26 protein-coding genes are annotated in these 26,741 nt (G+C 55.5%); 15 read left to right on the forward strand and 11 right to left on the reverse strand.

The genetic code is table 11. The annotated features are described in order from the left end of the window. Positions 1-41 precede the first annotated feature (41 nt). Entirely contained in the window at positions 42-260 is a 219-nt protein-coding gene (locus tag H8S59_RS10090) for a hypothetical protein (RefSeq protein WP_095101270.1), read from the reverse strand. Positions 261-378: 118 nt separating this feature from the next. Continuing rightward, entirely contained in the window at positions 379-945 is a 567-nt protein-coding gene (gene dcd, locus H8S59_RS10095; protein ID WP_027898447.1) for a dCTP deaminase, read from the reverse strand. Between the two features lie 310 nt (positions 946-1,255). Between dcd and H8S59_RS10100 the strand changes: the two genes are divergently transcribed. Then, positions 1,256-1,465, forward strand: a complete 210-nt coding sequence (locus H8S59_RS10100; RefSeq protein ID WP_002554837.1) for a cold-shock protein — start codon at positions 1,256-1,258, stop codon at positions 1,463-1,465. A gap of 185 nt (positions 1,466-1,650) precedes the next feature. Here the strand turns inward: H8S59_RS10100 and apbC are convergent, their stop codons facing one another. Continuing rightward, positions 1,651-2,745: an iron-sulfur cluster carrier protein ApbC gene (apbC, locus tag H8S59_RS10105; protein WP_187521327.1), complete on the reverse strand. Its 1,095-nt coding sequence runs from the start codon at positions 2,743-2,745 to the stop codon at positions 1,651-1,653. Between the two features lie 292 nt (positions 2,746-3,037). Here apbC and metG point away from each other — a divergent pair, with 292 nt between their 5' ends. The 4 genes from metG (at position 3,038) to H8S59_RS10125 (ending at position 7,202) form a co-directional block, all read left to right on the forward strand. Continuing rightward, positions 3,038-5,086, forward strand: coding sequence for a methionine--tRNA ligase (gene metG / locus H8S59_RS10110; protein ID WP_187521328.1), 2,049 nt, complete (start codon positions 3,038-3,040; stop codon positions 5,084-5,086). A 137-nt stretch (positions 5,087-5,223) separates the two neighbouring features. Beyond that, on the forward strand, positions 5,224-6,279 hold the full coding sequence (gene rsxB, locus H8S59_RS10115) for an electron transport complex subunit RsxB (RefSeq protein ID WP_187521329.1): 1,056 nt from the start codon (positions 5,224-5,226) through the stop codon (positions 6,277-6,279). Next, positions 6,276-6,914, forward strand: a complete 639-nt coding sequence (nth, locus tag H8S59_RS10120; protein WP_095101278.1) for an endonuclease III — start codon at positions 6,276-6,278, stop codon at positions 6,912-6,914. Before rsxB ends, nth begins: the two co-directional genes overlap by 4 nt. 105 nt (positions 6,915-7,019) lie before the next feature. Continuing rightward, positions 7,020-7,202, forward strand: a complete 183-nt coding sequence (locus tag H8S59_RS10125; protein ID WP_027898442.1) for a PA3496 family putative envelope integrity protein — start codon at positions 7,020-7,022, stop codon at positions 7,200-7,202. A gap of 120 nt (positions 7,203-7,322) precedes the next feature. Here H8S59_RS10125 and H8S59_RS10130 read toward each other — a convergent pair whose 3' ends face one another. Next, positions 7,323-7,949 (reverse strand): response regulator transcription factor, encoded by a 627-nt coding sequence (locus H8S59_RS10130; RefSeq protein WP_025261490.1) that lies wholly within the window; start codon positions 7,947-7,949, stop codon positions 7,323-7,325. A 1,246-nt stretch (positions 7,950-9,195) separates the two neighbouring features. Here H8S59_RS10130 and H8S59_RS10135 point away from each other — a divergent pair. Next, positions 9,196-9,723: a hypothetical protein gene (locus H8S59_RS10135; RefSeq protein WP_095101280.1), complete on the forward strand. Its 528-nt coding sequence runs from the start codon at positions 9,196-9,198 to the stop codon at positions 9,721-9,723. A 719-nt stretch (positions 9,724-10,442) separates the two neighbouring features. On the opposite strand, the gene H8S59_RS10140 is transcribed toward H8S59_RS10135, so the two are convergent. Both H8S59_RS10140 and H8S59_RS10145 read right to left on the reverse strand, forming a co-directional pair. Then, the gene (locus H8S59_RS10140; protein ID WP_187521330.1) at positions 10,443-11,660 is read right to left on the reverse strand and encodes an argininosuccinate synthase; all 1,218 of its coding nucleotides are present in this window, start codon (positions 11,658-11,660) and stop codon (positions 10,443-10,445) included. 132 nt (positions 11,661-11,792) lie between these two features. Then, positions 11,793-12,698 carry an OmpA family protein gene (locus tag H8S59_RS10145; RefSeq protein WP_187521331.1) on the reverse strand — a complete coding sequence of 302 codons (906 nt, stop codon included), beginning with the start codon at positions 12,696-12,698 and terminating at the stop codon, positions 11,793-11,795. Between the two features lie 145 nt (positions 12,699-12,843). Here H8S59_RS10145 and pyrC point away from each other — a divergent pair, with 145 nt between their 5' ends. The 4 genes from pyrC to bfr all read left to right on the forward strand — a co-directional run bounded on the left by pyrC (position 12,844) and on the right by bfr (position 15,745). Beyond that, positions 12,844-13,890 carry a dihydroorotase gene (pyrC, locus tag H8S59_RS10150; protein ID WP_187521332.1) on the forward strand — a complete coding sequence of 349 codons (1,047 nt, stop codon included), beginning with the start codon at positions 12,844-12,846 and terminating at the stop codon, positions 13,888-13,890. Then, complete coding sequence (gene rnt, locus H8S59_RS10155; RefSeq protein WP_027898437.1) at positions 13,887-14,558, forward strand: ribonuclease T; 672 nt, start codon at positions 13,887-13,889, stop codon at positions 14,556-14,558. Before pyrC ends, rnt begins: the two co-directional genes overlap by 4 nt. A gap of 293 nt (positions 14,559-14,851) precedes the next feature. Further along, positions 14,852-15,070 carry a bacterioferritin-associated ferredoxin gene (locus H8S59_RS10160; protein WP_095101288.1) on the forward strand — a complete coding sequence of 73 codons (219 nt, stop codon included), beginning with the start codon at positions 14,852-14,854 and terminating at the stop codon, positions 15,068-15,070. A gap of 201 nt (positions 15,071-15,271) precedes the next feature. Beyond that, on the forward strand, positions 15,272-15,745 hold the full coding sequence (bfr, locus tag H8S59_RS10165) for a bacterioferritin (RefSeq protein WP_027900754.1): 474 nt from the start codon (positions 15,272-15,274) through the stop codon (positions 15,743-15,745). 196 nt (positions 15,746-15,941) lie between these two features. Here the strand turns inward: bfr and grxD are convergent, their stop codons facing one another. From grxD to H8S59_RS10180, 3 genes are all read right to left on the reverse strand, one after another. Beyond that, positions 15,942-16,283, reverse strand: coding sequence for a Grx4 family monothiol glutaredoxin (gene grxD / locus H8S59_RS10170; RefSeq protein ID WP_087269113.1), 342 nt, complete (start codon positions 16,281-16,283; stop codon positions 15,942-15,944). 99 nt (positions 16,284-16,382) lie between these two features. Further along, positions 16,383-18,491, reverse strand: a complete 2,109-nt coding sequence (locus H8S59_RS10175; RefSeq protein ID WP_187521333.1) for a molybdopterin oxidoreductase family protein — start codon at positions 18,489-18,491, stop codon at positions 16,383-16,385. Positions 18,492-18,626: 135 nt separating this feature from the next. After that, on the reverse strand, positions 18,627-18,917 hold the full coding sequence (locus H8S59_RS10180; protein ID WP_027900758.1) for a hypothetical protein: 291 nt from the start codon (positions 18,915-18,917) through the stop codon (positions 18,627-18,629). Positions 18,918-19,364: 447 nt separating this feature from the next. On the opposite strand from H8S59_RS10180, the gene argF reads away from it, so the two are divergent. Together argF and H8S59_RS10190 are read left to right on the forward strand one after the other, a co-directional pair. After that, positions 19,365-20,285, forward strand: coding sequence for an ornithine carbamoyltransferase (gene argF / locus H8S59_RS10185; RefSeq protein ID WP_095101290.1), 921 nt, complete (start codon positions 19,365-19,367; stop codon positions 20,283-20,285). Continuing rightward, positions 20,282-21,355 (forward strand): ABC transporter ATP-binding protein, encoded by a 1,074-nt coding sequence (locus H8S59_RS10190; RefSeq protein WP_187521334.1) that lies wholly within the window; start codon positions 20,282-20,284, stop codon positions 21,353-21,355. Before argF ends, H8S59_RS10190 begins: the two co-directional genes overlap by 4 nt. Positions 21,356-21,491: 136 nt before the next feature. Here H8S59_RS10190 and H8S59_RS10195 read toward each other — a convergent pair whose 3' ends face one another. Both H8S59_RS10195 and ybaK read right to left on the reverse strand, forming a co-directional pair. Then, complete coding sequence (locus H8S59_RS10195) at positions 21,492-22,280, reverse strand: PhzF family phenazine biosynthesis protein (protein WP_187521335.1); 789 nt, start codon at positions 22,278-22,280, stop codon at positions 21,492-21,494. Between the two features lie 282 nt (positions 22,281-22,562). Further along, the gene (gene ybaK, locus H8S59_RS10200) at positions 22,563-23,033 is read right to left on the reverse strand and encodes a Cys-tRNA(Pro) deacylase (RefSeq protein ID WP_187521336.1); all 471 of its coding nucleotides are present in this window, start codon (positions 23,031-23,033) and stop codon (positions 22,563-22,565) included. 356 nt (positions 23,034-23,389) lie between these two features. On the opposite strand from ybaK, the gene H8S59_RS10205 reads away from it, so the two are divergent. From H8S59_RS10205 to H8S59_RS10215, 3 genes are all read left to right on the forward strand, one after another. Further along, positions 23,390-24,256 carry an MIP/aquaporin family protein gene (locus tag H8S59_RS10205; RefSeq protein ID WP_095101298.1) on the forward strand — a complete coding sequence of 289 codons (867 nt, stop codon included), beginning with the start codon at positions 23,390-23,392 and terminating at the stop codon, positions 24,254-24,256. 49 nt (positions 24,257-24,305) lie between these two features. Beyond that, positions 24,306-25,811: a glycerol kinase GlpK gene (glpK, locus tag H8S59_RS10210; protein ID WP_095101300.1), complete on the forward strand. Its 1,506-nt coding sequence runs from the start codon at positions 24,306-24,308 to the stop codon at positions 25,809-25,811. A gap of 115 nt (positions 25,812-25,926) precedes the next feature. Next, a complete protein-coding gene (locus H8S59_RS10215) occupies positions 25,927-26,682 on the forward strand; it encodes a DeoR/GlpR family transcriptional regulator (RefSeq protein ID WP_027900765.1) in 756 nt (251 codons plus the stop codon). Positions 26,683-26,741: the final 59 nt, after the last annotated feature.

Raw genomic sequence — 26,741 nt, forward strand, 5'->3', positions numbered from 1 at the left:
CTGCTGGCCAATGCATGCGCCAGCAGTGACAAGAAAATTATTCAGGCAACCGGAGCCGGTGGTGGCTCGTCGGGAACGGTTGGGCTACCGGGTTCAATCGGATCGGGATTGTCTCCCGGCCCATCTGGCCCTGGTTGGCCTGGAATACCGCCGCCAACCATATTGAACTGCGGATAGGCGAGTAACGACAAGGCAAGCAGACCCACGTGATTCTCTCGCGGGTCAGCCCCCTGGGCGCTGGCATTCGATTGTCTCTTCATAAGGTACTCCTGAGCGTTATCCCCTACCCACGCAGTGTGAGGAGAAGCGATTCAGTCAATAGAGTGCCGAATTGAGGACTAATTCAATTTCGCCAGCGTTAACGGTAACAAATATCAGTTAAGCGCGAGGCAAGGTAACGCCGCGCTGCCCTTGATATTTGCCGCCACGGTCCTTGTAAGACACTTCACACTCTTCGTCGGACTCGAGGAAAAGCATTTGTGCCACGCCTTCGTTTGCGTAGATTTTCGCAGGCAGTGTGGTGGTGTTGGAGAACTCCAGCGTCACATGACCTTCCCATTCCGGCTCAAGCGGGGTCACGTTGACGATGATGCCGCAGCGTGCATAAGTGCTTTTACCCAGACAGATGGTCAGCACATTACGCGGGATGCGGAAGTATTCGACGGTGCGGGCCAGGGCGAACGAGTTCGGCGGGATGATGCAAACGTCGCTTTTCACGTCGACAAAGCTGCCTTCATCGAAGTTTTTCGGGTCAACGATTGCAGAATTGATGTTGGTAAAAATCTTGAATTCATCTGCACAGCGCACATCGTAGCCATAGCTGGAAACGCCATAAGAGATGAGACGACTGGCACCTTCGCCACGCATCTGGCGCTCGACGAAGGGCTCGATCATGCCCTGCTCCTGCGCCATGCGGCGAATCCACTTGTCCGATTTGATGCTCATGGCGATGTCCTGATAGCTGGGTGAAAAAACATGTCCGGCATCTTACCGGGCCACGGCGCCGTGTTCAAAGCCTGTAGCAGCGTGCCAGCCAATGCTTTTCCCCATGAATGGAAATAATCCTCAATTGACGGTTGGCATGCTCAAAAAAAAGCGTTAAGGTGGCGTCACTGTGTTGCTTGTGTCACTGAGAATCTCTACACGATGTTGAATTTCGATCCAACCATCTCCAAGAATTTTTCCTGCTCTTTGCACTCAGTCTCGGCCAGGGCACTTCCTGAGTCGCAGTTAACTTTGTCCAAGGAGATACACCATGTCTAATCGCCAAACTGGTACCGTTAAGTGGTTCAATGATGAAAAAGGCTTCGGCTTCATCACTCCACAATCCGGTGACGACCTGTTCGTACACTTCAAAGCTATCCAATCTGACGGCTTCAAAAGCCTGAAAGAAGGCCAACAGGTCTCTTTCATCGCTACCCGCGGTCAGAAAGGCATGCAAGCTGAAGAAGTTCAAGTTATCTAACTTGTACTTATTCGCTTAAAGAACCCCGCTTCGGCGGGGTTTTTTTATGCCCGTAGGAAATGCCTGCTGATTTCCGTAGGACCGGCTTTAGCCGGGAGGGCGCCAGTGCGGCCGATATAATTGCATTGCGTACCGGCTCCCTCCCGGCCAAAGCCGGGCCTACGGCATGATTAGAGCGCTACATGCTAATCGTCGCTGACAGAAATACTCGGCATCGCCGGGCTGGCCGCTTCCTGCAGCACAATCCGTGCACCTACATGTCGCGCCAGTTCCTGATAGACCATCGCGATCTGACTTTCCGGCTCAGCAATAACCGTCGGCTTACCACCATCGGCCTGCTCGCGGATCAGCATCGACAACGGCAATGAAGCCAGCAGCTCAACGTCATAATGCGAGGCCAGCTTCTCGCCACCGCCCTCACCGAACAAATGCTCAGCGTGACCGCAGTTCGAGCAGATGTGTACAGCCATATTTTCCACGACGCCAAGCACCGGAATATTGACCTTGCGGAACATCTCGACGCCTTTCTTCGCGTCCAGCAGTGCAAGATCCTGAGGCGTGGTGACGATCACAGCACCTGCGACCGGGACTTTCTGGGCCAGCGTCAGCTGTATATCACCCGTACCCGGCGGCATGTCGATGACCAGGTAATCCAGATCATTCCACGCCGTTTGCGTAATCAACTGCAGCAATGCACCGGAAACCATAGGACCGCGCCACACCATCGGCGTGTTGTCATCGGTCAGAAAGGCCATGGACATCACTTCAACACCGTGGGCCTCGATCGGCACGAACCATTTCTTATCCTTGATCTTAGGCCGCGTACCTTCTGCAATACCGAACATCACGCCCTGACTCGGACCATAGATATCAGCATCCAGAATGCCGACCCGCGCACCTTCGCGAGACAACGCCAACGCCAGATTCGCCGCCGTGGTGGATTTGCCAACGCCGCCTTTGCCGGACGCTACGGCGACAATGTTCTTCACATTGGCCAGACCCGGGATCTGCCCTTGCGCCTTGTGCGGCTCGATCACGCAGGTGATATCCACTTTGGCCGAGGTCACACCCTCCAGGCCTTCAATGGCAATTTGCAGCATCTGCGCCCAGCCACTTTTGAACAGACCGGCCGCGTAACCCAGTTCAAGCTGGACACTCACGCGCTCGCCGTGAACCTCAATGGCACGCACGCACCCGGCGGTGACGGGGTCCTGATTCAGATAAGGATCGGTATATTGGCGAAGAACGGCTTCCACCGCTGCGCGATTAACAGCGCTCATGGGCTACTCCCGAATAAAGACAGACTAAAACAGGCGGCTATCCTAACGCTTCTGCGTGCCACCGGCATGGTTTCGCTGGAATCATCATTCCCGTAGGAGCGCGCTTGCCCGCGATAGCGTCAGACCGGGCGGTAATATTTCGACTGAAATACCGCAATCGCGGGCAAGCGCGCTCCTACAGGCGATGCGCAAGGATTCAAAGCGCACATTCCTACAGTCAGCACAGGATGAAAAAAATCACTCAGACCTTTATAGTGGCCGACCTCCGTTTCACTTCAAGTAGCCGAGCCCCATGTCCGAGCCACGCAAGATCCTCGTTACCAGCGCCCTGCCCTATGCCAATGGTTCGATCCATCTTGGCCATATGCTTGAGTACATCCAGACCGATATGTGGGTGCGCTTCCAGAAGCACCGCGGCAACCAATGCATTTATGTCTGCGCGGACGACGCTCACGGCTCGGCAATCATGCTGCGCGCAGAAAAGGAAGGCATCACCCCGGAACAACTGATCGACAACGTCAAGGCGGAACACAGCGCCGACTTCAGTGATTTCCTGGTGGACTTCGACAATTTCCACTCGACGCACTCGGATGAAAACCGCGAGCTGTCGAGCATGATCTACACCCGCCTGCGCGATGCCGGGCATATCGCTACTCGCTCTATCACCCAGTATTTCGACCCAGAAAAGAAAATGTTCCTGGCCGACCGCTTCATCAAGGGCACGTGCCCGAAATGCGGCACTGAGGATCAGTACGGCGACAACTGCGAAAAGTGCGGTGCGACCTACGCCCCCACTGACCTGAAGGACCCGAAATCGGCGATTTCCGGCGCTACGCCTGTCTTGAAAGACTCGAAGCATTTCTTCTTCGACCTGCCAGCCTTTGACGCCATGCTCAAAAGCTGGACACGCAGCGGCACCCTGCAGGATGCCGTGGCAAACAAGATCGCCGAATGGCTGGATGCCGGCCTGCAGCAGTGGGATATCTCCCGCGACGCACCTTACTTCGGCTTCGAAATCCCTGATGAGCCGGGCAAATACTTCTACGTATGGCTGGACGCTCCTGTCGGTTACATGGCCAGCTTCAAGAACCTTTGCGCGCGCCGTCCGGATCTGGATTTCGATGCATTCTGGGCCAAGGATTCGACCACCGAGCTGTATCACTTCATCGGCAAGGACATCGTCAACTTCCACGCCCTGTTCTGGCCAGCAATGCTTGAAGGTGCTGGCCTGCGCAAGCCGACCGGTATCAACGTACACGGCTACCTGACCGTCAATGGCCAGAAAATGTCGAAATCGCGGGGCACGTTCATCAAGGCCCGCACCTATCTGGATCAGCTGTCGCCGGAGTACCTGCGTTATTACTACGCAGCCAAGCTGGGCAAAGGTGTGGACGACCTCGATCTGAACCTCGACGACTTCGTACAGAAGGTCAACTCGGACCTGATCGGCAAGGTCGTGAACATTGCCAGTCGTTGTGCCGGCTTCATTCACAAAGGCAATGCCGGTGTCATGGTGGCTGAAAATGCAGCCCCGGAATTGACCGACGCATTTCTGGCCGCAGCGCCTGGTATCGCGGAAGCCTATGAGGCACGCGACTTCGCCCGCGCGATGCGCGAAATCATGGGTCTGGCGGACCGGGCCAATGCCTGGATTGCCGACAAGGCTCCCTGGTCGCTGGCCAAGCAGGAAGGTAAACAGGATGAAGTGCAGGCGGTTTGCGCACTGGGCATCAACCTGTTCCGGCAATTGGTGATTTTTCTCAAGCCGGTATTGCCACTGTTGGCTGCCGACGCCGAGAAATTTCTCAACGTTGCGCCACTGACCTGGGATGATCACAAGACGCTGCTGAGCAATCATCAGCTCAACCCGTTCCAGGCCCTGATGAGCCGCATCGATCCAGCCAAGGTTGAAGCCATGACTGCCGCTTCGAAAGAAGACCTGACGGCCAGCGCAACCGATACCGGTGCAGCCCCCGAGGGTAACGGTGAGCTCGTCAAGGATCCGCTGTCTGCCGAGATCGATTTCGATACCTTTGCGGCAGTTGACCTGCGAGTCGCCCTGATCCTCAAGGCTGAGCATGTTGAAGGGGCAGACAAACTGCTACGCCTGACGCTGGATATCGGTGACGAGCAGCGCAACGTGTTCTCCGGCATCAAAAGCGCCTACCCGAACCCGACCGAGCTTGAGGGTCGTCTGACCATGATGATCGCCAACCTCAAGCCGCGGAAAATGCGCTTCGGCATCTCGGAAGGCATGGTGATGGCCGCAGGCCCGGGTGGTGAAGAAATTTACCTGCTTAGCCCTGATAGCGGTGCCAAACCCGGCCAGCGCATCAAGTAAGACATGAGCCTTACCCGATAACAGCCTTGTATGCTGTTATCGGGTTTGTGCTTTTTGCAGTAACCGAACGCTCGTCAGAGAGCGCTTTACCCACTTAACTTAATTGCTCACCGCCTGTTCGCCAATTCGGCAAAACCATGAATCTCATCCAAAGCATCGACGCCCTGCTGCCCCAGACCCAATGCGGAAAATGCGGACATCCCGGCTGCAAGCCTTACGCAGAAGGAATAGCCCAGGGCGAGGCGATCAACAAATGTCCGCCGGGTGGCGATGAGACCGTTGCGGCTCTGGCGCAGTTGCTCAGCGTTCCCGCCCTGCGCGTCGATCCGCAGCGGGGTTCGGCGCCAGCACAAGTCGCGTTTATCCGGGAAGCTGAATGCATTGGCTGCACCAAGTGCATTCAGGCCTGCCCGGTCGACGCTATCGTCGGTGCAGCAAAGTTCATGCACACCGTCATCGTCGACGAATGCACCGGTTGCGACCTGTGTGTCGCCCCCTGCCCGGTGGATTGCATTGACCTGCTGCCGCTGCCTTCTACCGTCATACCTATCGTCAGCGGGCACGCGACGACTGTGCCAGAGCAAGAGAATCGCAGCCACAAGCGAAACCTGGCACGACGTCGCTTCGAGTCCCGCAACGCGCGGTTGCGACGTGAAGAGGAGCGTCGGCACGCTGAGCGACTTGCGCGTACGCAAAGGGCAACAGCAGCGCCTGACGCCTCTCGCTTACCCGTGCATTCAGCAATGGAGCGCACAAACACGCAAAGCGTTGCCGTCGATGACGAAGCATTGAAAAAAGCCCGCATCAACGTGGCAATGAGCAGGGCTCAACTCAATAAATCCCTGAAGGCATTCGGTCACCCTCCCATCGCCGAGCAGGCAGCACGTCTGGTTCAACTGCAGCAGGAATACGAAACGGCCGAACAAGCGCTTAACAGCCTTCAATCCGCGCAGCCAGGCCCAATCGCGACTCCGATGCCGCGGATGGACAACAGCGGGGTCAAACGTGCAAAAATCCAACTGGCCATGGCCCGCGCCGCCTTGAAAAAAGCGCAAACGAGCGAGGCCTCTTCAGAGCAGATCGCGAGCCTGACGACTGAGCTTCAACATGCCGAACAGGCGCTTGAGACCGCAGAACAGAGTCTGTCGGCCAACCCGCAAGCTATCGCCCCCAAGGAAAATCTCGGTTCATGAATGCTGCAAAACGTCAGGAAATCTTTCGTCGCCTTCACGAAGACAACCCGGATCCAAAGACTGAACTGGCCTACACCACGCCATTTGAACTGCTCATCTCTGTGATCCTTTCAGCACAGGCAACGGATGTCAGCGTGAACAAGGCCACCGCACGGCTTTATCCTGTCGCCAACACCCCACAGGCGATCTATGACCTTGGCGTGGAAGGTTTGTCCGAATACATAAAAACCATCGGTCTTTACAACAGCAAGGCTAAAAACGTTATAGAAACGTGCCGAATGCTCATGGAGTTGCACGGTGGAGAAGTGCCACAGACACGCGAAGCACTTGAAGCCTTGCCCGGCGTCGGGCGCAAGACAGCCAATGTGGTGCTCAATACCGCATTTCGCCAAATTGCCATGGCGGTAGACACTCACATATTTCGTGTCAGCAATCGTACCGGCATCGCGCCAGGTAAAAACGTGGTTGAGGTAGAAAAGCAGTTGATGAAGTTTGTACCCAAAGATTATTTGCTGGATGCCCACCACTGGCTGATCCTGCTCGGCCGCTACGTTTGCCAGGCTCGAAAGCCACGCTGCGGCAGCTGCATGATCGAAGACCTGTGCGATTACAAGCACAAGACCTCGGACGATTGAGCGATAGGGCCTCGAACGACTGATCGATTGAAAAAATCTTTTTTACCCGCTCGCAGATACTCGCTATAAGGTGCGCCAACGACAGCCTAAGTCTGGAGTCACCTTATGAGCACCGACAAAGAGCAATTGGACGTAGACGACGATTTCATTGCGGTTGAATCAGATGATGCAGAACCTGCACCTGTTGAACCGGCCAAGACCAATCTCAGCAAACGGCGCACGATCGACAACATGCTTGAAGAAAGACGCCTGCAGAAGCAACTGGCTGATTACGACTACGATCTTTGATCGCTACGACCGCGTCACCCGCCATTCAAAGCCTCTCATGTGCGAGAGGCTTTAGAGCTCAGCGCCAAAAGCGGTGGCGCAATGTCATGATTCCCTCCCGACGAAAACCGCAAAACCCCCTCAGACCAGACCATTACGCTGAGCAAGCTCGATAAGATCGACCAGCGAATGAGCATTCAGCTTGAGCAGCAGCCGAGTCTTGTAGGTGCTGACTGTTTTATTGCTCAAAAACATTCCATCTGCAATTTCCTTATTGGTTTTGCCTCGAGCCAATTGCTGCAACACCATCATTTCCCGACCAGAAAGACGATCGACCATATCAGCTTCGCTGGCATTGCCCATGCTTGAGCGAACGGTATGCAGCGCCTGGTTAGGGAAATAACTGTAGCCCGACAATACGGCCTTGATCGCACTCAACAATTCGGTGAGGTCTTGCTGCTTGCACACATATCCAGCTGCCCCGGCCTGCATGCAGCGCATTGAGAAATGCCCAGGTGCCTGAGAAGTAAGGATCAGCACCTTGAACGGCAGCGTCATGGCAGACAGACGCGCAATGACTTCAAGGCCATCCAGCTTTGGAATGCCTATGTCGAGAATCACGATATCGGGCAAATGCTCACGAGCCAGTTGCAGGGCATCCACTCCATTATCCGTCTCCGCAATGACCTCATAGCCATGGCGCTCCATCAGCATACGAACAGCAAGGCGAATGACGGGATGATCGTCCACGATCAGCACTTTATTCATGGGCAGTCCAATTTTCGCTTTTCGAAGTTTCAGAGTCAGCACAATAGCTTAGTCGTTTAGTGCTTTGCATGGCGCCCCCCCCTTGGGACTGACAGCCAAAGACCATTCCCACAACCACAGCAGAAGTTTCCTACAAATATGAGTCTAAATGACGCTACATAAGAGGCCATCACAAGTCTGCCTGCGCTGAAAGAGAGAAATTAACTGCTTTGTACAAAATAGAGATAAAGGAGCGTGAATCAACTAATAGAATTATTATGTTCGGGTCAAGCATTTTTCAAATATCCCTTTGGACTAATAAACATGCGTTACACCGGTTTGGTCGATCCTGAAGCCATCGACAACTGTGACAAGTGGTCGAGCGCTCAGCCTAGATAGCTTCTAGCCATCGCCAGAAACGATGCTTTGATACTCCCTTCATACGTCCCCGAAATTTCCGGGCCTCACGAGCAAAAAATATACTGTTACATTGCTGATACACAGGCCCTGCGCGTCGGCGACGGCATCCAATATGTCAGAACACCGGCACATTAAGCGTCAAGGTTGTGCCAACAGAATATTTCAGGCGGCCCCCTCCGCGACGTTTAAAAAATACACACTTTGCGGCGTTCATTTTGTAAATATATATATTTTGCGAAAATTCCTACTTAGGTTTCGGAAACGACTGAACTCTCAAGAAAGCTTGACCGCCTTGCTCATTCAAATGTGCGGTATTCATGCATCGCACAACTCATAAAAGCAGATAACCTGAACTCAATGGAAAAATCTACAAATAGTGCATGACTTTTCTGACGGAGACTGGTTCAAGGCAGCCAACCGGCTGAAAGCTAATACTATATCCCCGCTCAAATCCATACACCCTTGCCCAAAGAGGAAATGTACTACAACACTAACAGACGCTGAAAATTGCCATGTAAGAAAAGTAATTGCGTCATAAATCAATCCATCTAGCTAAAGCTTTTTTACTTGCAAATTTTATTACCAGTCGTTACTTTTTCAAGAGCCCTTCCACTAATCACTCATAAAACATGCAGGACTACATGAAACCCACTTAACAAATGATGCCAATTTGACCATCCAGAAAGCGTAGCTTTATATGGACCCTCCCTCACTAAAGAGCCGAAGGGATTCGGGCAGCATGAACATGACCCATCCGGACTAGTCTTCGCTGACCGCGCCCTGATAAGGACCGACGATTCTTTTTGAATGGGCCCTGTGTAAAACCATGTTCAAAAAGGGATATATCATGAACAACAAAATCTCCAGTGCCTGCCCTCAAGATGCAGACTCTCTGGATCTTGCGGCAGCCGTTGAACACTTCGTGGCTCAGGGCGGCGTTATTGACATCGTCTCGCACACTGCACATCAGGCAGCCACATTGAACACCCCCAGTGCAAAGTCAGAGTCTGAAATTGCAGCATTTGAAAAGCCTGGAAAGTTGGAAACTCTGAAGGCGCTGGTGGCGAAAGGTGCCGGAATTAATGCACTGCAGTACTCGCTGAGGATGAACAGGAAAGATATCAAACAGATGGCCTCGGAACACGGTGTGAAAATCGCGTTCAGCCGCCCTGTCGGCGACACTGGCAAGGCCTACCGCTCTGAAATGTCAGACATTGATGACACTGTGGCCGGGCATGCAATGCATTATTCAAGCCTTGGATACTCCGCCCACGAGATTGCCAACATTCTGGGTTTGAGCGTTCGCCAAGTGTGGAACATAGGAAAAGCGTATCGGTTCGAATTCAAAATAAACGAAGGTGACCCCTCCCCCTGAAACAATCAGAAGAAGCAAACTAACCCCAACAGAAGATTAACGAACTTTCCAGCTGTACTGCACAGCTTCGAAAGTCCGCAAAATCTACCCTCTCACTCCATTAAAGGTCTTATTTGAGAAGAACACCATGAAACTACTACCGCGTCTTATCAACCCCATTAGCATCATTGCGATGTTTGCCGCCTTGTGCGAGGCATCAGCAACAACGGTACTCCCTCACCTTGACGACGAGAACCGTCAAATCTATATATGGTTTCTTATTGCGTTTCCCTCTGCGCTCGTCGTGTTATTTTTCCTGACGCTCAATTTCAACAGTCGGGTTCTTTACCCTCCTGTCGACCCCACAGAGAAATAGCCTGAATGTTATCAAGGCGTTAGGAACCTCATAATATGCCCGCACCTGCCCGGCCTTCCCGGTAAAGCCAGTAGTGGCCACAACGGTCCAGACAAACTTTTGCCGGTTTAACCATTCGGTCGATTATTGAATGCAGAACTTATGAGGGAATTGAATCAAAAAACTCATGACGCTTTTGAAACGTCACAACAAAACACTGGCGGATTCATCCGTGCGTGAAAGGCACCACCGCATTTATACGGCACCTGTGGCGGCCGGTAAGCCACCTGAACGGGCTGCAGGAGCGCTATGCAGGCAGCAAGTCTCAGTCTTATTTCAGATGCAGCACCCGAAAGGTGCTGCATCTTCATTTCAGAACGCGTGATTAAAACAGTTTACGGCCCTTGTTAGCAGCAATGCGCATGCGCAGCGCATTGAGCTTGATGAAGCCTGCTGCGTCTGCCTGGTTGTAAGCGCCGCCATCTTCCTCGAAGGTCGCGATGTTGGCATCAAACAGGGACTCGTCCGACTTGCGACCGGTAACGATCACGTTGCCTTTATACAGTTTGAGACGCACAACACCATTCACGTGAGCCTGGGAAGCGTCAATCATCTGCTGCAGCATCTGACGCTCAGGGCTCCACCAGTAACCGGTGTAGATCAGGCTCGCGTACTTAGGCATCAACTCATCCTTGAGGTGAGCAACTTCGCGGTCCAGAGTGATCGACTCGATGGCGCGGTGAGCGCGCAGCATGATGGTGCCGCCTGGCGTCTCGTAGCAGCCGCGGGACTTCATGCCCACGTAACGGTTCTCGACGATGTCCAGACGACCAATACCGTGTTCGCCACCGATACGGTTGAGCGTTGCCAACACAGTGGCAGGCGTCATCTCAACGCCGTCCAGTGCGACGATGTCGCCGTTGCGGTAAGTCAGTTCCAGGTATTGTGAGGTGTCCGGAGCCTTCTCGGGGGAGACGGTCCAACGCCACATGTCTTCTTCATGCTCGGTCCAGGTGTCTTCCAGCACGCCGCCTTCATAGGAGATGTGCAACAGGTTGGCATCCATGGAATACGGGGACTTCTTCTTGCCGTGGCGCTCGATCGGGATCGCGTGCTTCTCGGCGTAGTCCATCAGCTTCTCGCGGGACAGCAGGTCCCATTCGCGCCAAGGGGCAATCACTTTCACGCCAGGCTTGAGCGCATAGGCGCCCAGTTCGAAACGAACCTGATCGTTACCTTTGCCGGTAGCACCGTGGGAAATGGCATCAGCACCGGTTTCGTTGGCGATTTCGATCAGGCGCTTGGCAATCAGCGGACGAGCGATGGAAGTACCCAGCAGGTACTCGCCTTCGTAGACAGTGTTGGCGCGGAACATCGGGAACACGAAATCACGCACGAATTCTTCGCGCAGGTCATCGATGTAGATTTCTTTGACGCCCATGGCTTTTGCCTTGGCGCGTGCGGGTTCGACTTCTTCGCCCTGACCCAGGTCAGCGGTAAAGGTCACTACTTCGCAGTTATACGTATCCTGCAGCCACTTGAGGATTACCGAAGTATCCAGGCCACCGGAATACGCGAGAACTACCTTGTTTACGTCCGCCATGCCATCACTCCACCGGGTTGTACGGAAAACCGGTGATTCTACCGCTCAAACGGTGTGATTTACAGTAGCGCGACAGCTTCTGACGATGAAGCGACAGATTATGTCGATCTGGCGACGGGTGGCGAGCCTTCGTCAGATCTTCGCGGGAGCCGTGTTCAGCGCAACAGGAGCGGGCCTTTCATCCGGCGCAATGCGCTCCAGATGGATGTTTACCCGACGGTTGCGTGCACGGTTGGCGTTGTTGGTATTAGGCACCAGCGGATAGCGTTCACCGTGGAAGCGCAGCGTGATCTGCTCTTCGGGAATGCCTTGAGCCTTCAGAAAATCCATGACAGCCAGTGCGCGACGTCGAGACAAGTCACGATTGGTCAGGCGATTGCCACTGTTATCTGAATGCCCGTCCAGTTCAACGTGATTAACCGTGGGATCGGCCTTGAGGTAGGCCACGATGGTCTGCAAACGAGCCTTGGCTTGCGCATCCAGATCGATGCCACCGCCCGGAAAACCGACTTCACCCTGCTTGACCTGATCGTAATTCATCGGCAACAGCTTGCTGACACACTGCTGATAGTCACCGAAGGCTTTGTTGAATTTGACGGGTAGCAGGCGCACTTCAGTGGTCCCGGCAGCATCACGAGAGTAATGGCGTATCACCGGGCTGCGGCCTTCCATCAGACCGCTGATCAGCCGACCGGCCTGGACCTGCGAGCTGCTGAACGGAAATTCACCGTTATTGACTTTGACTGAACCCAGATTGATATCGCCGCGCCCCGGCTGCCAGGGTGCAGCCGCCGCCAATAACGTCGCCGAGCCGCCGCCCGTCATGCCACCGGCCGACTTGATCCGGAATGTAGCCTGCTCACCCGCACGGCGCACAAACTCACCCGCACCAAAATCGGTGATGGGTTGGCTGAGGCGACACTCGAACTGATCGCCTTCCACTTTCCATTCAATGCTTTCCAGACGGGTCTGAAAAGTCATGGCCATGGCAGGGAAGCTGGCGAACACGCTGAGCAGGACTAGATATCGCTGGCGCACGGGAGGCTCCACTAAAAAATGACCGCATAACAAATGACTTCCTACAACGGGCTATCGGTAACTTCCTACAAAACTTGATAGCGGGTGCCTGAGAGAGTCTTTTCCGGTAGCATTCCCAGCGAGTTTGACCCGCCTGGAATCCCCAATGTCCGACCTCCTGACCCTTTTGCGTCCCGACGACTGGCACATACACCTCCGCGATGGAGCTGTTTTGCCCCACACCGTTGCTGACGTTGCGCGCACTTTTGGCCGCGCAATCATCATGCCTAACCTGGTACCGCCCGTTCGCAATGCTCAGGAAGCCGACGCTTATCGTCAGCGCATCCTGGCAGCTCGCCCGTCCGGCAGCCCATTCGAACCGCTGATGGTGCTTTACCTCACCGACCTGACACAGCCGCAAGATATCCGCACGGCCAAGTCCACAGGCTTTATTCATGCTGCCAAGTTGTACCCGGCCGGAGCGACCACCAACTCCGACTCGGGCGTGACCAGCATCGACAAGATCTTCCCGGTTCTGGAAGCCATGGCCGAAGTCGGCATGCCGCTGCTGGTACACGGCGAGGTGACCCGCGGCGACATCGACGTCTTCGATCGCGAGAAAATCTTCATTGATGAACACCTGACGCGTGTCGTCGAGCGTTTCCCGACGCTCAAAGTGGTGTTTGAACACATCACCACCGCCGAGGCCGTGCAGTTCGTCAATCAGGCTTCGGCCAACGTCGGCGCCACGATCACCGCGCATCACCTGCTCTATAACCGCAACCACATGCTGGTGGGCGGGATTCGTCCGCACTTCTATTGCTTGCCGATCCTGAAGCGCAATACGCACCAGACCGCTCTGCTCGATGCAGCGACCGGCGGGAGCACCAAGTTTTTCCTCGGCACCGACTCGGCACCCCATGCCCAGCATGCAAAGGAAAACGCTTGTGGCTGTGCAGGCTGCTACACCGCCTATGCCGCGATCGAGATGTACGCTGAAGCTTTCGAGCAACGTAATGCACTGGACAAGCTGGAAGGCTTCGCCAGCCTTCACGGTCCGGCGTTCTACGGCCTGCCTGCGCCTCAAGACACCATTACGCTGGTCCGTGAAGAATGGACCGCGCCCACCAGTCTGCCGTTTGGCGAGCTGTCCGTAATACCGCTGCGCGCCGGTGAAAAACTGCGCTGGCGTCTGCTGGAGAAACATGCGTGAGTGAAGATCATTTCGACGACGAACAGGAAGGTCAAGGCGGCGGTTCGCGTCACCCCATGGCGGCCCGTTTTCGCGGCTACCTGCCTGTCGTCATCGATGTAGAGACCGGTGGCTTCAATTGCGCTACCGACGCCCTGCTGGAAATTGCGGCAGTGACCATCGGCATGGACGAAGACGGTTTCGTGTTCCCGGAGCACACGCACTTCTTCCGTGTGGAGCCGTTCGAGGGTGCCAACATCGAGGCGGCTGCCCTTGAGTTCACCGGTATCAAACTTGATCACCCATTGCGTATGGCGGTCAGTGAAGAAACCGCACTGAATGACATCTTCCGTGGCGTTCGCAAGGCGCTGAAGGCCAATGGCTGCAAGCGCGCGGTGTTGGTCGGCCACAACGCCAGCTTTGATCTGGGCTTTCTGAACGCAGCGGTTGCGCGACTCGACATGAAGCGCAACCCGTTCCACCCCTTCTCCAGCTTCGACACCGCGACGCTGGCCGGGCTTGCTTACGGCCAGACCGTTCTCGCCAAGGCCTGTCAGGCAGCCGGCATCGACTTCGACGGCCGTGAAGCGCACTCAGCGCGTTACGACACCGAGAAAACCGCCGAGCTGTTCTGCGGCATCGTCAACCGCTGGAAACAGATGGGTGGCTGGGAAGACTTCGGCGATTGATGACGTGGGACCGGCTTTAGCCGGGAAGAGGTCGGTATTTCTGCAGATAAAGATTCAGCATCTGTTCCGGCCTCTTCCCGGCTAAAGCCGGTCCCACGTCAGGGTTTCCTGTGGGAGGCTTGCCCGCGAGGGACACCCCATAACTAACGCTACATCTCACATCGCCCACCGTCGCTTAATGTATTTTCGCCACTCGTCGGTCCCGAGAGAAACCTTCTCAATGAGTTTTGACAAGCATTCTCATTAACATTAGTATCCCCGGCAACGAGAAATTACAGCGACGGTTCTCATTTATGTATGTCTGCCTCTGCCAAGGTGTTACCGACGGTCAAATCCGAGATGCAATCTTCGAGGGTTGCTGCAGCTACAAAGACGTTCGTGAAACGCTGGGTGTCGCCACCAAATGTGGTAAATGCGCCTGTCTAGCCAAGGAAGTGGTACGCGATACCCTTACCGAATTGCAAAGTAGCCAGGCAGCACTGGCTTATCCGGCAGATTTTTATCCTGCCTGATTTAACAGAATTTGAAGAACCGGACCTCGCGTCCGGTTTTTTTATGCCTGTAATTCAAACGCTTAGCGTCAAGATGCGGAACACAAACATTCTTATTCCTATTTAATTTCACTTATTATTCAATAACTTAGGTTTGACAGACTAATACGCGCAGCTCAAACTCGCGTTTTATATATACAAGCCATTGGCAGGACCTCAAAAATGAAAGGCGACATTACAGTCATCCAGCATCTCAACAGGATCCTCGGAAACGAGCTGGTCGCGATCAATCAGTACTTCCTGCATGCCCGCATGTACGAAGATTGGGGCCTGAACAAGCTGGGCAAGCACGAGTATCGCGAATCCATCGACGAGATGAAGCACGCTGACAAGCTCATCAAGCGCATCCTGTTCCTGGAAGGCCTGCCTAACCTGCAAGAGCTGGGCAAAATCCTGATCGGCGAACACACCAAGGAAATGCTTGAGTGCGACCTGAAGATCGAACACAAAGGCCTGGTCGACCTCAAAGCCGCCATCGCTCACTGCGAAGTCATCGGTGACTTTGGTAGCCGCGAAATGCTGGAAGACATCCTCGAGTCCGAGGAAGAACACATCGACTGGCTGGAAACCCAATTGGGCCTGATCGAGAAAATCGGTATCGAGAATTACCTGCAATCACAGATGGGCGAAGACTGATTCGTCTGATCTGCCAGTAACGAAAAAGCCCCGCTTTCTCCCGAAAGCGGGGCTTTTCTTTGTCGCTACGCTGATGCGTTATGCACATCAACCGGTAGGAGCGAACTTGTTCGCGAGGCGTCAGGTCAGGCAACACATCTGCCAACCGATCAACCGCTTCGCCAACAAGTTGGCTCCTACAGGTGAGCGACTCGTATCAGGCTTCGGTGTTACCCGCAGCAGCCTTGGCAGCAGCGCCTTTCACCAGCTCTTGCAACGAGCCGTCAGCCTGCATTTCGGTGATGATGTCGCTGCCGCCGACCAGCTCACCGGCCACCCACAGCTGTGGGAAAGTTGGCCAGTTGGCGTACTTTGGCAGGTTGGCGCGGATTTCAGGGTTTTGCAGGATATCGACATAAGCGAATTTTTCGCCACATGCCATCAATGCCTGGGAAGCTTTTGCCGAAAAGCCGCACTGCGGAGCATTCGGAGCACCTTTCATGTAAAGCAGAATGGTGTTGTTGGCAATCTGGTCTTTGATCGTTTCGATGATATCCATGGAGCACCTCGGCTTAACTTTTCCGACTCAGTTGTCGACACGGTGGCGCATTGTAACGGAAACCCGAGCGCTACGCTCAGCCTTACCATACGCCGACAATCATGCCGCAGCGACCTGAACGCTTACGCCATTGAGCACCGCGTTACCGGAAAGGCTATCAAGTTCTCGCTCATCGGTCAGGTCGTTCGCGCTCTCTCCAGGCTGCTGCGCGGCAATGTCCATCTGCACACCGGGTTTTGTATGCCCCCAACCATGAGGCAGGCTGACCACGCCAGGCATCATGTCCAGACTCGCTAAAACCTGCACCTCAATAACGCCCACTCTGGAACTCACCCGCACTTGCTGACCGTCGCTCAGGCCGCGGCTCACCAAATCATCAGGATGCATCAACAGATGATGACGAGGTTTACCCTTAACCAACCGATGATAGTTATGCATCCACGAATTGTTGCTACGGACGTGGCGGCGGCCGATGAGCAATAACTCACCCGCGACTGGCGCGCCAACCTGCGCAAACCGCTCCAGATCAGACATGACAACTTCGGGCGCCGCCTGAATGCGACCATTGGCGGTTTTCAGCCGCGGGGCGAGATTGGGCTTCAACGCGCCCAGGTCCAGACCATGGGGATGCTCCCGCAAGGTATCCAGCGAAAGCTTGTAGTCCGAACCATCGCCGTACCGTCCGGCGCGCAGGCCACGATCAATCATCTGCGCTGGCGGCATCGTCGGCTTCAACTCCCGCCCCGCCCTTGCAGTGAAGGCTTTCGCCAGCCCGACGAAGATTTCCCAGTCATGCAGCGCACCCTCGGGCTTGGCCAGAATGGCCCGATTGAAGCGCGTGACATTCCGCACTGCAAAGGTGTTGAACGTCGTGTCGTAATGGTCATTTTCCAGCGCCGAGGTGGACGGCAGAATCAGATCGGCATGGCGCGTGGTTTCATTGATGTAAAGGTCGATGCTGAGCATGAACTCCAGCCCCTCAAGCGCCCGATCAAGTTGGCGGCCATTGGGCGTCGATAAAACCGGATTGCCTGCGACCGTCACTAAAGCCTTGATCTGCCCTTCCCCTTCACTGAGCATTTCTTCAGCCAATGCCGCGACCGGCAGCTCACCGGCGTATTCCGGCAATCCTGAAACGCGACTTTGCCACTGATTGAAATGGCCACCCGACGTTGCGCCCACCAGATCCACCGCAGGCTCGGTACAGAGCACGCCGCCCACCCGATCAAGATTGCCTGTGACCAGATTGATCAGTTGCACCAGCCAATGACACACCGTGCCGAACACCTGAGTGGAAATACCCATTCGCCCGTAACACGCGGCCTTGTCAGCACCGGCGAAGTCTCGGGCCAATTGGCGGATTTGCCCGGCAGGCACCCCGCAACGGGGGCTCATGGCTTCAGCACTAAAATCGGCGATAGCGACCCGCACCTGATCCAGACCGTCCACCGGCAAGTGACTGTCGCGGGTGAGGCCTTCCTCGAACAACGTATTCAGCAGACCAAACAGTAAAGCTGCGTCTCCACCGGGTCGCACGAACACATGCTGATCGGCGATCGCAGCTGTTTCAGTGCGCCGAGGATCAACTACGACTACTTTTCCGCCGCGGGCCTGAATAGCCTTCAGGCGTTTTTCGACATCCGGCACCGTCATGATGCTGCCATTGGATGCCAGCGGATTCCCACCCAGAATCAGCATGAAATCGGTGTGATCAATATCAACGATGGGCAGCAGCAAACCATGGCCATACATCAGGAAACTGGTCAGGTGGTGGGGAAGCTGGTCGACAGAGGTGGCGGAGTAGCGATTGCGGGTCTTCAGCAAACCCAGAAAGTAGTTGCTGTGGGTCATCAATCCGTAATTGTGCACGCTCGGATTGCCCTGATAGACCGCGACAGCGTTCTGCCCGTGGCGCTGCTGGATATCCAGCAACCGCTCGGCGACCAGGTCAAATGCCGCCTGCCACTCGATGGGCCGCCACTGATTGCCCACGCGCTGCATAGGCTGGCGCAGCCGATCAGGATCATTCTGGATGTCTTGCAGCGCCACCGCCTTGGGGCAGATATGGCCGCGGCTGAACGAGTCCAACGGATCGCCCTTGATCGAAGTGATCGACACCTGATTTTCGGCACTGGCGGTGGTCTCGATGCTCAAGCCACAGATGGCTTCACAAAGATGGCAGGCACGGTGATGGAGGGTCTTGGTCATGGCCAGCCTCATATTTTTGTCATGACGACCTGAAGCGATCGCTCAAACGAAACTATGGGGCGTGGCCCGCGACTGCGCCAGAGACGTTCGTCTCATGAATCGGCAGGCATCAGGCGGGCCGATGACGAAAAAAGATCAACCGCCGATAGGGGTGATTTTGCGCTGCAGCTGGATTTCATGGACCGTTTCGATCTGCTCTTGAGCCAGATGAACGCCGGTCAACTCGCCGATCAGACGCCAGTGCTCATCAAGCCCGGAACTGATTGTCGCCATTCGATCGATCATGTGCCGCCCGGCAGCCCGGGTGACTTCATCATTGCTGCGCAACAGCTCGAAGGACATGGACGTCATCGAAGCCGTCAGGTGCGTAAGGGTACGAGCCGTGAGCCCGAGTAATTCCGTCAGCTGCTTTTCTTTAGATTCCATTCCCCACCCCCTCATACGCGATGCGCAGTTATAACCTACGGCGATTATTTATGGAACGGGCTAACAGCGCACCGCGTGAAGCAGATCGCATAAGCCAACGATATGACCGCTCGAAAGTAAAACTGTTGCAGAAACCGCACCAATTGCAATGTCATATCACGGCAGTGTACAAATACCTGCCTCAGGTGTCCGGAAATGGCCAGTTGCCGCCACCTAGAGCATTGTCTGTCTGTAAGGTCAGCCAAACTCTCAATGCAAAAAATGCCTGTGTTGCGAATAAAAAACATTCGGACATGAGCATCCTGTTGGTAAGAAGCGACATTTTTTTATACCATCGCGCCTTTCCTATTCGTCGCCCCGTGCGGCCTCCGCCGCAGGTCTCGCCCGTTTTCCCGATAAAACCCGGCTTTGAGCATCTGCGGTCTGTTGCAAAAAAGGTAGTTAATAATGAACGCCAGGCACTTTCTCTCGATGATGGATTACAAGCCAGAAGAACTCCTGCGCTTGATCCGTCGAGGCGTAGAGCTCAAAGACCTGCGAAACCGAAGCGTGCTTTTCGAACCGTTGAAAGGTCGGGTTCTGGGCATGATCTTCGAGAAATCTTCGACTCGTACCCGTGTTTCGTTCGAAGCCGGCATGATCCAGCTGGGCGGTCAGGCCATCTTTTTATCACCTCGCGACACCCAATTGGGTCGTGGCGAGCCGATTGCCGATTGCGCGAAAGTGCTTTCGAGCATGCTTGATGCCGTGATGATCCGTACGTTTGCCCACAGCAATCTGACCGAGTTCGCCGCCAACTCCCGTGTGCCTGTCATCAATGGCCTGTCCGATGACTTGCATCCCTGCCAATTGCTGGCCGACATGCAGACCTTCCTTGAGCATCGCGGCTCGATCAAGGGCAAGACCGTTGCCTGGATCGGCGACGGCAACAACATGTGCAACAGCTATATAGAAGCGGCGATCCAGTTCGACTTCCAGTTGCGCGTGGCTTGTCCTGAAGGCTATGAGCCAAATCCGGAATTTCTGGCGCTGGCGGGTGATCGCGTGACTGTCCTGCGTGACCCGCGGGCGGCAGTGGCGGGCGCGCATCTGGTGAGCACTGATGTCTGGACCTCCATGGGCCAGGAAGAAGAAACCGCCAAGCGCATTGCCTTGTTTACCCCGTTCCAGGTCACCCGCGCCCTGCTCGATCTGGCCGACAAGGACGTGTTGTTCATGCACTGCCTGCCAGCACATCGCGGCGAAGAAATCAGCGTTGACCTGCTTGATGACCCGCGCTCGGTCGCGTGGGACCAGGCTGAAAATCGTCTGCATGCACAGAAGGCGCTGCTGGAGTTTCTGGTTGCGCCCTCCTGCCAGCCCGCATGAGTTCGCCACTGCTGCTGAACCTGCGTAATCTGGCCTGTGGATATCAGGAACAACGCGTGGTGCAGGATCTGAACCTGCACCTCAACGCAGGTGATATCGGCTGTTTGCTGGGTTCATCGGGCTGTGGCAAAACCACGACCTTGCGCGTGATTGCCGGGTTTGAGCCGGTTCACGCCGGGGAAATCACCCTGGCTGGCGAAGTCATCTCCAAACCGGGATTTACTCTGCCTCCTGAGAAACGCCGGATCGGCATGGTGTTCCAGGATTACGCACTTTTCCCGCATTTGAGCGTTGCCGAGAATGTCGCCTTCGGCATTCGCAAACATCCACGCCTCAAGCAAGTGACCGATGAGCTATTGGAGCTGGTCAATCTGGGCGCTTTAGGCAAACGCCTGCCCCATGAGTTGTCCGGCGGCCAACAGCAACGCGTTGCGCTAGCACGAGCCTTGGCACCGGAGCCGCAGCTGCTGCTGCTCGACGAACCGTTTTCGAACCTGGATGGCGAATTGCGCCGCCGCCTCAGCCACGAGGTGCGCGACATCCTAAAAGCCCGAGGCACCAGTGCGATACTGGTTACCCACGATCAGGAAGAAGCCTTCGCGGTCAGTGATCATGTGGGTGTCTTCAAGGAGGGTCGCCTGGAACAATGGGACACGCCCTATAACCTGTATCACGAACCGCTGACGCCTTATGTCGCCAGCTTTATCGGTCAGGGGTATTTCATCCGCGGCGTGATGATCGATCCACAGACAGTCCAGACTGAGTTGGGCGTTCTGCAAGGCAACCGCGCTTACTCCGGCACCAAAGGCAGCGCAGTAGACGTGCTGTTGCGACCGGATGACATCGTCTTCGACGCCAATAGCAATCTTAACGCCCGCGTCACCAGCAAAACCTTTCAGGGCGCAGCAACGCTGTATCGCCTGCAGCTGCCGACCGGCAGCCAACTGGAAGCAGTCTTCCCCAGCCATGCGGATTATCAACCCGGCGAACAGGTGGGTATTCGGGTGTCGGCAGAGCATCTGGTGCTGTTCCCGGCGGCAGGTAGCGTGGCGGTGCAGCAGGCGGTTTAGTTGGTTCTACACTTAAGCTGACGTGGGACCGGCTTTAGCCGGGAAGGCGGTGCTTCTGCCGATAAAGATTCAGTGCCTGCCCCGACCTATTCCCGGCTAAAGCCGGTCCCACGACATTGCGCAATCGCTCGATTATTCAGCCCAGGCTAACCATCAACGTCCCGCTCGCCACCAGCGTGGCATGCCCGCCTATCTTCACCCGATCCCCTTCCAGCCGACAGAACAACGCACCGCCTCGCTCAGAACATTGATAAGCATTGAGCACATCCTTGCCCAGTCGCCCGGCCCAGTACGGAATCAAAATACAGTGCGTCGACCCGGTTACCGGATCTTCGGGAATGCCAATTGCCGGAGCGAAATAGCGCGAGACGAAGTCAGCGTGCTCACCCTTGGCAGTCACGATGACGCCAGGCCAAGGCAACCGCGCCAGTGCCGCCATGTCAGGCTTGCACTCACGCACCGCCTGTTCGGACTCAAGCACCACCATCAACTCCGCCGACCCCAGTGCATCAACAATACTGGTGCCCAGGGCACGCTCGAGTTCAACGGTAACGCCCACTTCATGAGGGATCATCGCCGGGAAATCCAGCAGCAAAAGTCCCTCCTCACGCGTGACGCTCAGGGCACCTGACTTGCTGAAAAAATCGAGCTGCTCCGAAGGCTCGCTGAACACAGTAAACAGCACATGGGCTGCAGCCAGCGTCGCATGCCCGCACAAAGGGACTTCAGTCCTGGGCGTGAACCAGCGAATGTGCCAACCGTGCGCTTCACGAACCACGAACGCGGTTTCCGCGAGATTGTGTTCGGCGGCAATGCGCTGCATCAACTCGTCAGCCAGCCATGCATCAAGACGGTAAACCATCGCCGGATTGCCACTGAACGGGTGGTCACTGAAGGCGTCGACCTGATGGAATTCGAGGTACATAAGTGATGCTCCAGTGCGATTGATGCATTGCACAATGCCTGCCTGCAGCCGTGTTCACCAGAGACAGATGGCCCGATAACCGACCATACATCCACAGCGCAAGACGAAAGGTTTGATCCTTTCAAACAAAACGCGCTCTTCCGATATGGCCCAAATCCTGTAGGAGCTCACCGAGGTTACGAGGCCAGCGATCGCGGAGTGTCAGACAAACCGCTATCGCGGCCTCGCGGTGCTCGTGCGCTCCTACAAATCCAATGTTTGCTGCGAGACAGCGCGCAGCTTTCAGCCTCGTCCCACCGGCGCAAACATCGCGCCGGTATGTTCAGCAAGTACCGTCGGCGCTAGCTCTACCTCAAGACCACGACGTCCGGCGCTGACGTAAATCGTCGTGAATTGCTCAGCGCTTTGATCAATAAAAGTACGCAGTCGCTTCTTCTGGCCTAACGGACTGATGCCGCCCAGCAAGTAACCAGTCGAACGTTGCGCTGCAGCCGGGTCAGCCATTTCGGTTTTCTTGGCCTTCGCGGCGGTCGCCAGCGCCTTGAGGTCCAGGGTGCCAACAACCGGCACTACGGCGACCAGTAACTCACCTTTTTCGGTAATCGCCAGCAGTGTCTTGAAGACCTGCGCCGGTTCGAGCCCCAACTTTTCCGCCGCCTCAAGGCCGTAGGAGGCAGCTTTCGGGTCATGTTCGTAACTGTGTATACGGTGTTCAGCGCGAACTTTTTTCAATAGATCCAGTGCAGGTGTCATGCAGCGCTCCAAGGCCAAAGCGACCAATCCAGGTGGATTATTCTAGGCGATCAACCGTCTGTACACCCCGTCTTCACCGGGCAAAACGCGAAGCGCTGAAAAAAACCAAAGAAGGTGTACACAATATCGATCAATCCGCGTAAAAAGCCCTGCGCCTTGCATCGCCGGCAGGTTCGCTTCCACTATCAACCACATTCGTTCCTGTTTATTTTTTTTCGTTTGCGAATATTCACTGGAACTTTAGTTCCATTTAAGGTCGAATCCAGAGGTCGAGGATGGGGTTTCCTCGAGCTCGTTAAAAGACGCGCACTGGTGGATTTCACACAGAGCCGCACAAGAACAAAAAAGAGGTTTCCATGACAAATGCACTGCAAGAACCAACGCTGAAAGGTCAATGTGTGGCCGAATTCCTGGGCACTGCCCTGATGATTTTTTTCGGTACCGGCTGTGTCGCAGCGCTCAAGGTTGCGGGTGCCACGTTCGGACTTTGGGAAATCAGCATCATCTGGGGTCTGGCAGTCGCCATGGCCATTTATCTGAGCGCTGGCGTTTCCGGGGCGCACCTCAATCCGGCCGTCAGCATCGCGCTGAGTATATTTGCCGGTTTTGAAAAACGGAAATTACCCTTCTACATAGCCGCACAAATCGCAGGAGCCTTCTGCGGTGCCGGTCTTGTTTATCTGCTGTACACAAGCCTGTTCTTCGAATTCGAACAAACGCACCAGATGATTCGTGGTTCAGTTGCCAGCCTCGAACTCGCATCAGCATTTTCCACTTACCCCAACCCGGCCATCTCCGTAGGTCAGGCTGCGCTGGTGGAATGTGTCATCACCGCGATTCTGATGTGCGTCATCATGTCCCTGACTGACGACAACAACGGCCTGCCACGGGGCGCGCTCGCACCACTGCTAATCGGTTTGCTGGTTGCACTGATCGGCGCATCGACTGCCCCACTGACCGGTTTCGCAATGAATCCGGCTCGTGATTTTGGTCCTAAACTGATGACATTCCTTGCAGGCTGGGATGAAGTCGCGTTTACCGGTGGCCGTGACATACCGTATTTTCTGATTCCGATTTTCGCGCCGATTCTCGGTGCGTGCCTCGGTGCCGCTGGCTACCGCGCGCTGATTGCGCGCCATCTGCCACGCGCCGTTCCTGCTGTAGAGACTGTGGCTGTAAAAGACGCTGACGTTGTTCCAGGCAAAGCCCAGATTTCATCTTGAATCTCGCGCGTCTGCTTTTAACTTCACCCATTAGCACAAGGCAATCGACATGACCGACTCACAGAACAAGAACTACATCATTGCCCTCGATCAGGGCACGACCAGCTCTCGTGCAATCATCTTTGACCGCGACGCCAATGTGGTCAGCACCGCGCAAAGCGAATTCGTTCAGCATTACCCGCAAGCGGGTTGGGTTGAACATGATCCTATGGAGATCTTCGCCACTCAAACCGCGTGCATGACCAAAGCACTGGCTCAGGCTGATCTACACCACAATCAGATTGCCGCCATCGGTATCACCAACCAGCGTGAAACCACGGTTATCTGGGAAAAGGACACCGGTCGCCCTATTTATAACGCCATTGTCTGGCAGTGCCGTCGCAGTACCGAAATCTGCCAGCAGCTCAAGCGTGACGGCATGGAAGAGTACATCAAGGACACCACCGGCCTGGTGATCGACCCGTACTTCTCGGGCACCAAGGTCAAGTGGATCCTCGACCACGTGGAAGGCAGTCGTGAACGCGCCCGCAAAGGCGAGCTGATGTTCGGCACCATCGATAGCTGGCTGATCTGGAAATTCACTGGCGGCAAGGTGCACGTCACCGACTACACCAACGCATCGCGCACGATGCTGTTCAACATCCATACCCTGGAATGGGATCAGCGCATGCTCGACGTGCTGGACATTCCTCGTGAGATGCTGCCGGAAGTGAAAAGCTCTTCCGAAGTTTATGGTCAGAGCAAAAGCGGTATTCCGATTGCAGGTATCGCAGGCGACCAGCAAGCTGCGCTGTTCGGTCAGATGTGTGTTGAGCCAGGCCAGGCGAAAAACACGTATGGCACCGGCTGCTTCCTGCTGATGAACACCGGCAAGAAAGCCGTGAAATCCGCTCACGGTATGTTGACCACCATTGGTTGCGGTCCGCGTGGCGAAGTGGCGTATGCCCTTGAAGGCGCTGTTTTCAACGGTGGCTCAACGGTGCAATGGCTGCGTGACGAGCTGAAAATCATCACTGATGCCGTCGACACCGAATACTTCGCGGGCAAGGTCAAAGACAGCAACGGTGTTTACCTGGTCCCGGCATTTACCGGTCTGGGTGCTCCGTACTGGGACCCGTATGCCCGTGGTGCATTGTTCGGTCTGACACGCGGCGTGAAAGTCGATCACATCATCCGCGCAGCGCTGGAGTCCATCGCTTACCAGACCCGCGACGTTCTGGACGCCATGCAGCAGGATTCCGGCGAACGCCTGAAATCGCTGCGGGTTGACGGCGGCGCAGTGGCCAACAACTTCCTCATGCAGTTCCAGGCCGACATCCTCGGCACGACGGTTGAACGCCCGAAAATGCGTGAGACGACTGCGTTGGGTGCCGCCTATCTGGCCGGTCTGGCCATTGGTTTCTGGAGCAGCCTGGACGAGCTGAAGAACAAGGCGGTTATCGAGCGCGAGTTCGAGCCGCAATGTGCCGAAGAAGAGAAGGAAAAGCTCTACGCCGGTTGGCAGAAGGCCGTCGCACGTACCCGAGACTGGGAACCGCACGACAACAACGAGTAACCGCCACGCTCGCGACGGGGCGCAGGATCATGGGGAGTGAGTTTCCGGCTGACAGGCACTACACGCCTGCGGCATCATGGGCCGCATTTGGCAGCCTGAAGGACACTCCCTAATAATGAACCTGCCTCCCCGTCAGCAGCAGATCCTCGAACTGGTCCGCGAACGCGGCTACGTCAGCATCGAGGAAATGGCCACGCTGTTCGTCGTGACCCCGCAGACCATCCGCCGCGATATCAATCAGCTTGCGGAATCGAACCTGTTGCGCCGCTACCATGGCGGCGCAGCTTATGACTCAAGCATCGAAAATACCGCTTACGCCATGCGTGCGGATCAGATGCGCGACGAGAAACAGCGCATTGGCGAAGCAATCGCCGCGCAAATCCCGGATCACGCTTCGATATTCATCAATATCGGTACGACGACCGAGTCGATCGCCCGCGCCCTGCTCAACCACAACAACCTGAAAATCATCACCAATAATCTGCACGTCGCTTCGATGCTCAGCGCCAAAGAGGACTTCGACGTCCTGCTGGCGGGCGGCAACGTGCGCCGCGACGGCGGTGTGATGGGTCAGGCCAGCGTGGACTTCATCAACCAGTTCAAAGTCGACTTCGCACTGGTGGGCATCAGCGGGATTGACGAGGACGGCAGCCTGCTGGATTTCGATTATCAGGAAGTACGCGTCTCCCAGGCGATCATCGCCAACGCCCGGCAAGTCATCCTGGCCGCCGACTCCAGCAAGTTCGGCCGCAATGCCATGGTGCGCCTCGGCCCGATCACCCTGATCGACTGCCTGGTAACGGATCAAGCCCCCGCTCCGGCGCTGGTGCAGTTGCTGGCGCAGAACAAGATTCGGTTGGAAGTGGTTTAGTTAACTTTCCTGACAACACACATTTCCTTGTGGGAGCGGTGCTTGGTCTGGGCGGCGGT

This window comes from Pseudomonas folii (genome assembly GCF_014357575.1).
In the GTDB taxonomy this organism is placed as follows: Bacteria; Pseudomonadota; Gammaproteobacteria; order Pseudomonadales; family Pseudomonadaceae; genus Aquipseudomonas; species Aquipseudomonas folii.

What these genes read in the sequence shown, in the direction of transcription:
- H8S59_RS10215 (WP_027900765.1), top strand. Translation starts at nt 25,927, where the DNA reads ATGAACCTGCCTCCCCGTCAGCAGCAGATCCTCGAACTGGTCCGCGAA.
- bfr (WP_027900754.1), top strand. Translation starts at nt 15,272, where the DNA reads ATGAAAGGCGACATTACAGTCATCCAGCATCTCAACAGGATCCTCGGA.
- glpK (WP_095101300.1), top strand. Translation starts at nt 24,306, where the DNA reads ATGACCGACTCACAGAACAAGAACTACATCATTGCCCTCGATCAGGGC.
- ybaK (WP_187521336.1), bottom strand. Translation starts at nt 23,033, where the DNA reads ATGACACCTGCACTGGATCTATTGAAAAAAGTTCGCGCTGAACACCGT.
- H8S59_RS10090 (WP_095101270.1), bottom strand. Translation starts at nt 260, where the DNA reads ATGAAGAGACAATCGAATGCCAGCGCCCAGGGGGCTGACCCGCGAGAG.
- grxD (WP_087269113.1), bottom strand. Translation starts at nt 16,283, where the DNA reads ATGGATATCATCGAAACGATCAAAGACCAGATTGCCAACAACACCATT.
- H8S59_RS10140 (WP_187521330.1), bottom strand. Translation starts at nt 11,660, where the DNA reads ATGGCGGACGTAAACAAGGTAGTTCTCGCGTATTCCGGTGGCCTGGAT.
- H8S59_RS10160 (WP_095101288.1), top strand. Translation starts at nt 14,852, where the DNA reads ATGTATGTCTGCCTCTGCCAAGGTGTTACCGACGGTCAAATCCGAGAT.
- nth (WP_095101278.1), top strand. Translation starts at nt 6,276, where the DNA reads ATGAATGCTGCAAAACGTCAGGAAATCTTTCGTCGCCTTCACGAAGAC.
- H8S59_RS10100 (WP_002554837.1), top strand. Translation starts at nt 1,256, where the DNA reads ATGTCTAATCGCCAAACTGGTACCGTTAAGTGGTTCAATGATGAAAAA.
- H8S59_RS10180 (WP_027900758.1), bottom strand. Translation starts at nt 18,917, where the DNA reads ATGGAATCTAAAGAAAAGCAGCTGACGGAATTACTCGGGCTCACGGCT.
- dcd (WP_027898447.1), bottom strand. Translation starts at nt 945, where the DNA reads ATGAGCATCAAATCGGACAAGTGGATTCGCCGCATGGCGCAGGAGCAG.
- H8S59_RS10175 (WP_187521333.1), bottom strand. Translation starts at nt 18,491, where the DNA reads ATGACCAAGACCCTCCATCACCGTGCCTGCCATCTTTGTGAAGCCATC.
- pyrC (WP_187521332.1), top strand. Translation starts at nt 12,844, where the DNA reads ATGTCCGACCTCCTGACCCTTTTGCGTCCCGACGACTGGCACATACAC.
- H8S59_RS10130 (WP_025261490.1), bottom strand. Translation starts at nt 7,949, where the DNA reads ATGAATAAAGTGCTGATCGTGGACGATCATCCCGTCATTCGCCTTGCT.
- argF (WP_095101290.1), top strand. Translation starts at nt 19,365, where the DNA reads ATGAACGCCAGGCACTTTCTCTCGATGATGGATTACAAGCCAGAAGAA.
- rsxB (WP_187521329.1), top strand. Translation starts at nt 5,224, where the DNA reads ATGAATCTCATCCAAAGCATCGACGCCCTGCTGCCCCAGACCCAATGC.
- H8S59_RS10125 (WP_027898442.1), top strand. Translation starts at nt 7,020, where the DNA reads ATGAGCACCGACAAAGAGCAATTGGACGTAGACGACGATTTCATTGCG.
- apbC (WP_187521327.1), bottom strand. Translation starts at nt 2,745, where the DNA reads ATGAGCGCTGTTAATCGCGCAGCGGTGGAAGCCGTTCTTCGCCAATAT.
- H8S59_RS10190 (WP_187521334.1), top strand. Translation starts at nt 20,282, where the DNA reads ATGAGTTCGCCACTGCTGCTGAACCTGCGTAATCTGGCCTGTGGATAT.
- H8S59_RS10195 (WP_187521335.1), bottom strand. Translation starts at nt 22,280, where the DNA reads ATGTACCTCGAATTCCATCAGGTCGACGCCTTCAGTGACCACCCGTTC.
- metG (WP_187521328.1), top strand. Translation starts at nt 3,038, where the DNA reads ATGTCCGAGCCACGCAAGATCCTCGTTACCAGCGCCCTGCCCTATGCC.
- H8S59_RS10135 (WP_095101280.1), top strand. Translation starts at nt 9,196, where the DNA reads ATGAACAACAAAATCTCCAGTGCCTGCCCTCAAGATGCAGACTCTCTG.
- H8S59_RS10205 (WP_095101298.1), top strand. Translation starts at nt 23,390, where the DNA reads ATGACAAATGCACTGCAAGAACCAACGCTGAAAGGTCAATGTGTGGCC.